The sequence below is a fragment of the Candidatus Xenohaliotis californiensis genome, from assembly GCF_963930935.1.
GTDB classification, from domain to species: Bacteria; Pseudomonadota; Alphaproteobacteria; order Rickettsiales; family CAWVOK01; genus Xenohaliotis; species Xenohaliotis californiensis.
Genome location: NZ_CAWVOK010000016.1, coordinates 1 through 8,074 on the forward strand (window position 1 = coordinate 1; position 8,074 = coordinate 8,074).

Below are 8,074 nucleotides of genomic sequence, written 5' to 3' on the forward strand. Positions count from 1 at the left end.
AATACCTCTAGGTTACAGATGGCTTGTGTGATTGCATCAGTAGCAGGAGGGCTATTAGCAAAAACATCAAATGCCACTAAAGATATCATAGCTAGCAATAAAAGATTGATGCTATAGGTAATTTTAGATTTTTTTGTAAGATTTTTTATCATAATATTTATTAATAAATTAGATAACACATATCTTTATTACAATATATTTTTTAAATTATGCTTAATAATCATAATTTTATATAAACAATTAATAATCAGATATGCTTGCTGGCAAAGTTTTATTGGGTAATAATCTAATTTTTAATTAATTATCTTGTAATATTGATATCTATATAATATTTACAGTTTAATGCCCCGCCAATAAGATTGTTGACAATGTTTTCAGCGCCAAATACTATACCAATCCCAACCATAACAACAGCAGCCATAATCCATGTCATTTTACCAAAAAACATGCTTATGCCTGTTATTATTATCACTATTACAACCAATGCTTGTCCAGTTGGTCCAGTAAATATGTTAATTGCTTTGCATATTGTTACTACAATTGCACCATTGTCAATACTTTCATTAGGAATTTGCATGCCTTGCCCTGCAATTGATACACATGGTAATAATAAAACATAGACTATTAATATATTTAACATTGATTTTTTATTAATATGCATATTTTTATATTGGAAAATTTTTAGTATAGTATTTTAACAAAACTTTAAAATAATTCAACAATTATGCAAGTTCGTTTTTTGAATAATAATGAAAAATTAATAGCATCTAAGTTAGTTAATGATATAGTTAATATTTTAAAATTAGATGGTGTCTTAGCCTTGCAAACTGATACTGTGCCAGGATTGACTTGCAATATTAGAAGTATAGTGGCATTGAAAAAGATATATGCTGCTAAGCAACGGAGTATTAAAAAACCTTGTGCAATTTTTGTTAACAGTATTGATAGTATTAGTTATTTTGCAAAACTTAATACCATAGAACACAAGCTATTAACTAGATTTTTTCCTGGTGCTCTAACTTTGGTGTTGGAGTTAAAAAAACCATTAGTTTATGATTCACTGGGTTTATGGGGTGATTATATTGGTATTCGATCTCCTAATGATACTTTTATATTAGATATTATTGCCAAATTAGGATGCCCATTGTTTGCAACTAGTATGAATTTATCTGGCTGTAAACCTGTCAATAAATGGCAAGATTTATCTAAAAATATGTGTAATAATATTGATTTGTATGTTGATAGAGCTGTATACAGTGATGGAGATAGAAATGTTGCTTCAAGTGTTGTACAGGTAGTTGATGATAAAATTATAGTTATAAGAGAGGGTGTTATTACTAAAGAGGCAATGTGCAAGGCTATAGATGAATAAAATAGTTATTGTAACATGCTGTTGCATATGTAATAATTTTACCAGTTGACCAGCATTCTATATCTATAGACATTCTATCATCACTTCCTGTTATAGTATAACAAGATAGTGGTATATTTTTATTTTTTTTGCCAATAGAGATCAGTCCTTTTTGCATTAATGGTCTACTAGAATAACTTTTATCAATCCAATCATTTATTTGATTGGATTTTGGTATGATTTTTATATTTTGATATTTTAGCAATTTTAATAAATTACAACAACCAAAAATGTTTTTAATTTCATTGGTGGTAAGTGGGTGAGATATTGCATAATATTCACCAAAAACACTATTGATTGTCAGTATCTGCCATGTTTTAGTATCTGTATTAAATTTTGTTATAGTGATGCTATGGATTTTTTGCTGTTCAAATTTATAGTATCCAATATCTTTGACCAATACTTTGCTTTTGTTAAGCTCCGCTTGCTTTATTCCTTGTAGATAAAGTACATCGTTTGCTTTTATTTTCATAAAATATTTTAACATGTGTTTATAATTTTTATTGTTGTTTAATAAATAATTCTTTGACATATATGATTTATGCAAAATAATATTTAGATATTTATTGCAGGCTATATATCTCATAAAACAATGGAAAGGAAAAGTATACAAATTGTTTTACCAAATATTCTCACTATATCACGATTGGTTGTTATACCATTGCTTATAGGAAGTTTTTATATGGCAAAGTATTGGTCTATGTGGCCTGTTGCTGTAATATTTGTATGTGCAAGTATCACAGATTTCTTAGATGGTTATTTGGCACGCTATTGGTCTACGCAGTCTAGATTTGGTGCAATAATGGATCCAATTGCTGATAAAATTATAGTTATAACAACTATAGTTATGTTGATAAATTTTCAAATTATTGATAAATTTACTATAATGCCAGCACTTATTATAATTTGCAGAGAAATTTTGATATCTGGTTTGCGTGAATATGCAGCAAAAGAAGGCATAGTGCTTCATGTTACCTATGCTGCAAAAATAAAAACTGCTATACAAATGCTAGCACTTTTGATGTTAATTATTTTTAGTAATGGAATATTTAGTGTTGTTTTTTTATGGTTTGCGGCAGTTATTAGTACTTATTCTGCATTAAAATATTGCCGCAATATATTGTCAAGTTAGTTTTGTTCTGTGTGTTGCTTGTACAGTGCCTCAAAGTTTATTGGATCTAAAACAAGTGCAGTAAACCCACCATCTCTAACTATTGTTGCAATTATTTGCCTTGCAAATGGTAGGAGTAGCGTTGGAACATCAACCATAAGGTGTCTTTTTATTTGTATTGTTGTTAATGATTGCAACACAGCAACAATTGCTGCATATTTTAATTCTAGTATATAAATTTTATCTTCGTGCATTGTAGCATCTGCACTTATTCCTAGAATAACTTCATAGCTTGATTCATTAATTTTATTAACTAATACATCTACATTAACTTTTAGCTGAGGTTGTTCTTTGTTTTTTTGAAAAAATACAGCAGGAGATGTGGGATTTTCAAAAGAGATATCTTTTAGATACTGAAGATTTATGCTAAAATTTGGAGCATTATTTTCATTAATTGCTGATTGATCTTTTGTACGTTTATTTGAGGACATAAATTTTTAATGTTTATTTAAGTTACTTCTGTTTATAATAAATCAATGGCTATATATCATCAAGTAATATTCATGGTAATTTTATGACTGCAGAGTTGGTTGAAGTAGTTTTTTATGCGGTAATAGCAATTGCTATTTTTGTTAGACTTCATAATATCTTAGGTAAAGTGGGAAGTGGAGGCAGGGTGAGTGCATCAAGAGCTAATGCTAAATCTACTAGAATGGACAATGTTATTGATACAGAAAGTGAACAATATGTTGATGAAGATGATTCTGAGCAAATGACTGCTGATATTTCAAAAGTAATTTTGGATAGTGCTGTTTCTGGGGTTGAGGATAGTATTAAACGTTTGGCTACTGAAGACTCATCATTTAAAGTGTTAGACTTTATAGCTAAAGTTGAAATAGCTTATGAAATGATAATAAATGCCTTTACAAAAGGTGATCTAGATACTATTAGACCTTTAGTTGACTCCATTGTAATGAGTAAATTTCAAGATATGATCAATGAAAGAAAAGTGCGCAATGAAATTCAGGAAACTACAATAGTTGCTATTAATGAATGTAAAATTTCAAACGTTATTTTTTTTGGTAGAATTGTTTCCATAAAATTACAAATTAAATCAGATCAGTTAATAACAATCAAAGATAATGATGGCAATATTAAGTATGGTGATATTAACAAAGTGCAGAAAATAGAAGATAAGTTTACTTTTAGTAGAAAAATTAATTCCTCCAATCCTATATGGACACTTATATCAATTGATTAGTTATTTATAACATGGAATTTTAAGTGTTTTAGTTCGATTGCATTTACTTAATTAAACTGGTTGTTAATTCTTTTTTTTTTTGCCATAATTTTTAAAAGATTTATTAGCTATTAGGATTGTGTATGCAAGATATAGAATTAAGTAAAGCTGTTTGGGATTTGAAAAATTTTTATCAGAATATAACAGATCCAGCAATAGATTCTGACATTAAACTACTATGTAAATTGGTTGCAAATTTTACACAATATAAGAAGAAAGTTATTGAAATGGATGCAGGTAGTTTGCTGGTGTCTGTGCAAGAATATGAAAAAATTGAAGATTTATCATCAAAGATAGTTTCATATGCTTTTTTAGTAAGATCAATATCTATTGATAATAAAGTAATTGCTAATTTTTATCAAAATATAGTTGAGAGTATTACTGCTGAGATATCTAAGCTTGCTTTTTATCCAATTGAGATTAATGAAATAGATTGTAAGTGGCTAGAAGCATCTTTTAATCAAAATAAAGCACTTGCTGTATATAAGAATTGGTTTAAAGAAACACAAAAATTTAAGAAGCATCAATTTTCAGAGATTATGGAAAGATATAGTGCTGAGAAGTCTGTAGTTGATTTTCATGCATGGAGTAATTTATTTGATGAAAAAAGTGCTGCGTTGCGTTTTCATTATGATGATAAAGATTTAAATATAACTGAAATTTTTTCATATATGCAATCATCTGATAGTGGCATTAGGCGTGATGTTGCAATGATTATTAGTAAAGTTTTTAAAGAAAATATTGATATTTTTGTTACAATTACTAATGTTTTAGCTAAAAATCATGCTATTGATAATAGTTTCCGTAAATTTTCACATCCAATGAGCTCACGTAATCTTGCAAATGACTTGGATGATGAGGTGGTTGATTTGTTGCTAGATGTAGTGCATGAAAATTATGGTGAGCTATCTCATAGATATTATGCATTGAAAGCTAAAATTTTAGGTAAGAACAAGCTTGATTATTGGGATAGAAATGCACCATATGATAGTGTTGATGAATATATACCATGGCCAGATGCAAAAAAAATTGTTTTACAGTCATATAAAGATTTTTCTCCTGATTTGGCAGATATAGGTGAGATGTTTTTTAAAAATAATTGGATTGATGCTAGGGCACATTCTTCTAAAATGTCAGGTGCATTCTCACATCCAACAACGCCATCAATGCATCCTGTAATTCTATTAAATTACCAAGGTAAAAAGCGTGACGTTGCTACATTAGCACATGAATTAGGTCATGGAATACATCAAGTTCTTTCTGCTAAAAATGGTGTATTGATGAGTAATGCTTCTTTGGCACTTGCAGAAACAGCATCTGTTTTTGGTGAACAGCTTACCTTTAGGGCAATGTTAGATGCTGAAAAAGATAAGTATAAACGTACAGTAATGATAGCTGGTAAAATAGAAGATATGTTGAATACAGTAGTAAGACAGGTATCTTTTTGTGATTTTGAGCTTGCAGTACACAAAAAACGAATAAGTGGCGAACTTTCATTGGATGATATATGTAATTTTTGGTTAAAAACTCAAAGAGATTCTTTGGGCAATGCTGTTAAATTAGCTGAGGATTATAAATATTATTGGTGTTATGTACCTCATTTTATTCATTCACCTTTTTATGTTTATTCATATGCTTTTGGTGATTGTCTGGTGAATGCTTTATATGAGCAGTATAGAGTTGGGCATAATGGTTTTGTTGATAATTATGTGAAATTATTAAAGGCTGGGCGTTCTGAAAATTATAAAGTTTTGCTAGAGGGTTTTGATCTCAATCCACGTGAAAGAAGTTTTTGGCATCTAGGGTTGAATGTTATTAAGGATTTTATAGATAGCTTTGAGAGTGATTTAGATGTTTTAATGTAGCTTTATGTGTGCATTACTGTTTTATTGATTTGTGCTTGAAGTATAATTTACATTATTAATAAGCTATTTTAATTGTTGTATGATTTTACAACAACAAAGTATTTATCAACTAAATAGTTAATGCTTTTTACTGCACTCTGCACAAAATCTTTTAAAGAATTTTCTTTCATTATACTTACTTTTTAATTTGCTTTGTACATAGTTAATATCCAGTTCATTTTGTTTTGTTTGCTAATTGTGTCAAAAATTGAATAGTTTTTAGGAATTTTTTTTGCAATGCTTTTAGTCTATTAGCTTCTCTTTTTATTTGTTGATTTTGTAGGTTTAACGGCTGTTTTTCAAGCCTGTTCTCTTGGGTTGTTATTAGCAATTTTTCATGTAGGAAGTTTTATAAAAATAGCATCATTAGCAGCAGCTAGAAATGGGAATGGCATTATTTTTCTTTCAATGAAAATGACAGGTAATTTTGATGGATTATAGCTTTTAATTAGTTACTATATATGAAAATTTAACTAAAGTAGTAAATGATTTTTTGATAAATGTCTATTTAGATACTTTTAGTATAGCTAGAGTGGTTTTAGATATAATTAGAATCAAGCAAGGTGTATATAGCTATATGATACTAGTAGGTTAGAAATTATAGCCAGATAGGCAGCATGATGGAAGTATAGAAGGTTTTTCTCAAAATTTTTTAAGGTTTTAGTTAGTAAAAAAGATTTTTATGACATCCAGCTTTTTGGTTTAGAGAATAGTAATTTGTTGTTTTCAAAAATAATAAGCACTTGATACCTAGCAAAGAATGTAAAAAACATATCTTTTAGTATTGTTTATTTAAGCTGGTTAATTATGTCAAGCTATGATAATAGTAATTTTCAATATTTTATTGTACAATATTTTTATTAATCTGTATTGTTTGTTCTATGAACCGAAAAGGTTTTATGTTAGTCATATCTTCACCTTCAGGTGCTGGTAAGACTAGCATAGTAAAAAATATTTTTAAAAATGATCGTGATTTAGTTTCTTCAGTTTCTGTTACAACGCGCAAACCTAGGGAGGGTGAAATAGATGGTGTTGATTATTATTTTGTCTCAAAAGAAAGATTTGAAGAAATGATTAATAATGGTGATTTTCTTGAACATGCAAATGTCTTTGGCCATTATTATGGTACAACAGAGCGTAATGTGAAAGGTTGCTTAGAAAAAGGTATAGATGTTGTTTTTGATATTGATTGGCAAGGTCATAAACAACTTTTATCTAAAGCAAAAGAAGAAGTAGTAAGTGTTTTTGTGTTACCACCATCAATGGAAGAATTGAAAAGAAGATTGTATAAACGTGGACTTGATACCACAGAAACTATAGAATATAGAATGCACAGAGCTGCTAATGAGATTGCTAAGTGGGAATTGTATGATTATGTAGTAATTAATCATAATCTACAAGATAGTGCAAATGCTGTAATGAATATTGTTAAAGCTGAAAGATTTAAGAGATCTAGGCAGGTGCGTTTGGATGATTTTGTTGACTTACTGGTAAGAAAGAGGCATTAGTTTGCGTTATAAGCTGACTGTAGAATACAATGGATCTGGTTTTCATGGTTGGCAGCAACAGCAGGGATTGCTTTCTGTTCAATCTGTGATAGAATCTGCACTTCAATATTTTTTGCAAGAAATGGTAACTGTCTATTGTGCTGGACGAACTGATGCTGGTGTGAATGCAGTAGCACAAGTTGTTCATTTTGATATAAATAGAGAGTTATCACCAATAATCATAATGAATGCTTTAAATTTTTACCTTAGGACAAAATTGGTTTCTATTGTTAATGCTGAGTTAGTGCCAGATAGTTTTCATGCTAGATTCTCAGCAAAGAAGAGGCATTATAAGTACTGTATTTTTAATCGCAGAGTACCAGCTGTTTTTGAAAAAAGTAGAAGGTGGCAAGTGTATAAAGCATTAAATGTGATAGAGATGAGCAGAGGAGCAAAGTTTTTTATGGGTAGACATGATTTTAATGCCTTTCGCTCTTCAGAATGTCAGGCATATAACTCAATACGCACTATAGATGATATTGAGATAGTAAAAGATGGTTATTACATAGATATAATGCTATCCGCAAGATCATTTCTCCATAAACAAGTTCGTATTATGGTTGGTACACTTTGCGCTGTTGGACTTGGTGCTATGAAACCGGAGCAAATAATGCAAATAATTGCAAGCAAAGATAGAAAAAGAGCAGGTGCTACTGCTCCAGCATATGCTCTTTATTTTATGGGTGTTGATTATTAGTGGTTGACAGTTATTTTAAGCAGTATAACTAACATTAGTATAACTATTGCAATTTGCCATGTTTTTAATTTGTTATTATTGATTTCTTGAGTGTGTTTTATAAG

General features: G+C 29.4%; 10 protein-coding genes. 7 read left to right on the forward strand and 3 right to left on the reverse strand.

Annotation, left to right across the window (positions count from 1 at the left end; translation table 11 throughout):
* Positions 1–301: 301 nt before the first annotated feature.
* On the reverse strand, positions 302–661 hold the full coding sequence (locus AABI72_RS01900; protein WP_338363864.1) for a TrbC/VirB2 family protein: 360 nt from the start codon (positions 659–661) through the stop codon (positions 302–304).
* Positions 662–724: 63 nt separating this feature from the next.
* Here AABI72_RS01900 and AABI72_RS01905 point away from each other — a divergent pair, with 63 nt between their 5' ends.
* Positions 725–1,372, forward strand: a complete 648-nt coding sequence (locus tag AABI72_RS01905) for an L-threonylcarbamoyladenylate synthase (protein WP_338363866.1) — start codon at positions 725–727, stop codon at positions 1,370–1,372.
* On the opposite strand, the gene AABI72_RS01910 is transcribed toward AABI72_RS01905, so the two are convergent.
* Positions 1,359–1,883 (reverse strand): hypothetical protein, encoded by a 525-nt coding sequence (locus tag AABI72_RS01910; protein WP_338363868.1) that lies wholly within the window; start codon positions 1,881–1,883, stop codon positions 1,359–1,361. The genes AABI72_RS01905 and AABI72_RS01910 overlap by 14 nt on opposite strands.
* Before the next feature lie 120 nt (positions 1,884–2,003).
* Between AABI72_RS01910 and pgsA the strand changes: the two genes are divergently transcribed.
* Complete coding sequence (pgsA, locus tag AABI72_RS01915; protein ID WP_338363870.1) at positions 2,004–2,543, forward strand: CDP-diacylglycerol--glycerol-3-phosphate 3-phosphatidyltransferase; 540 nt, start codon at positions 2,004–2,006, stop codon at positions 2,541–2,543.
* Here the strand turns inward: pgsA and secB are convergent.
* On the reverse strand, positions 2,540–3,013 hold the full coding sequence (gene secB / locus AABI72_RS01920) for a protein-export chaperone SecB (RefSeq protein WP_338363872.1): 474 nt from the start codon (positions 3,011–3,013) through the stop codon (positions 2,540–2,542). The genes pgsA and secB overlap by 4 nt on opposite strands.
* An 83-nt stretch (positions 3,014–3,096) precedes the next feature.
* Between secB and AABI72_RS01925 the strand changes: the two genes are divergently transcribed.
* From AABI72_RS01925 to truA, 5 genes are all read left to right on the forward strand, one after another.
* Complete coding sequence (locus AABI72_RS01925; RefSeq protein ID WP_338363874.1) at positions 3,097–3,783, forward strand: Tim44/TimA family putative adaptor protein; 687 nt, start codon at positions 3,097–3,099, stop codon at positions 3,781–3,783.
* Between the two features lie 122 nt (positions 3,784–3,905).
* Positions 3,906–5,687 carry a M3 family oligoendopeptidase gene (locus tag AABI72_RS01930; RefSeq protein WP_338363875.1) on the forward strand — a complete coding sequence of 594 codons (1,782 nt, stop codon included), beginning with the start codon at positions 3,906–3,908 and terminating at the stop codon, positions 5,685–5,687.
* A 357-nt stretch (positions 5,688–6,044) separates the two neighbouring features.
* Positions 6,045–6,167, forward strand: coding sequence for a hypothetical protein (locus tag AABI72_RS01935; RefSeq protein ID WP_338363876.1), 123 nt, complete (start codon positions 6,045–6,047; stop codon positions 6,165–6,167).
* A gap of 440 nt (positions 6,168–6,607) precedes the next feature.
* On the forward strand, positions 6,608–7,234 hold the full coding sequence (gene gmk, locus AABI72_RS01940) for a guanylate kinase (protein WP_338363877.1): 627 nt from the start codon (positions 6,608–6,610) through the stop codon (positions 7,232–7,234).
* Position 7,235: 1 nt separating this feature from the next.
* Complete coding sequence (truA, locus tag AABI72_RS01945; protein ID WP_338363878.1) at positions 7,236–7,970, forward strand: tRNA pseudouridine(38-40) synthase TruA; 735 nt, start codon at positions 7,236–7,238, stop codon at positions 7,968–7,970.
* Positions 7,971–8,074 lie beyond the last annotated feature (104 nt).

Excerpts from the sequence above, each read along its gene's own strand:
- gmk (WP_338363877.1), top strand. The coding sequence starts at position 6,608 with ATGAACCGAAAAGGTTTTATGTTAGTCATATCTTCACCTTCAGGTGCT.
- AABI72_RS01930 (WP_338363875.1), top strand. The coding sequence starts at position 3,906 with ATGCAAGATATAGAATTAAGTAAAGCTGTTTGGGATTTGAAAAATTTT.
- AABI72_RS01910 (WP_338363868.1), bottom strand. The coding sequence starts at position 1,883 with ATGAAAATAAAAGCAAACGATGTACTTTATCTACAAGGAATAAAGCAA.
- AABI72_RS01905 (WP_338363866.1), top strand. The coding sequence starts at position 725 with ATGCAAGTTCGTTTTTTGAATAATAATGAAAAATTAATAGCATCTAAG.
- AABI72_RS01925 (WP_338363874.1), top strand. The coding sequence starts at position 3,097 with ATGACTGCAGAGTTGGTTGAAGTAGTTTTTTATGCGGTAATAGCAATT.
- secB (WP_338363872.1), bottom strand. The coding sequence starts at position 3,013 with ATGTCCTCAAATAAACGTACAAAAGATCAATCAGCAATTAATGAAAAT.
- AABI72_RS01900 (WP_338363864.1), bottom strand. The coding sequence starts at position 661 with ATGCATATTAATAAAAAATCAATGTTAAATATATTAATAGTCTATGTT.
- pgsA (WP_338363870.1), top strand. The coding sequence starts at position 2,004 with ATGGAAAGGAAAAGTATACAAATTGTTTTACCAAATATTCTCACTATA.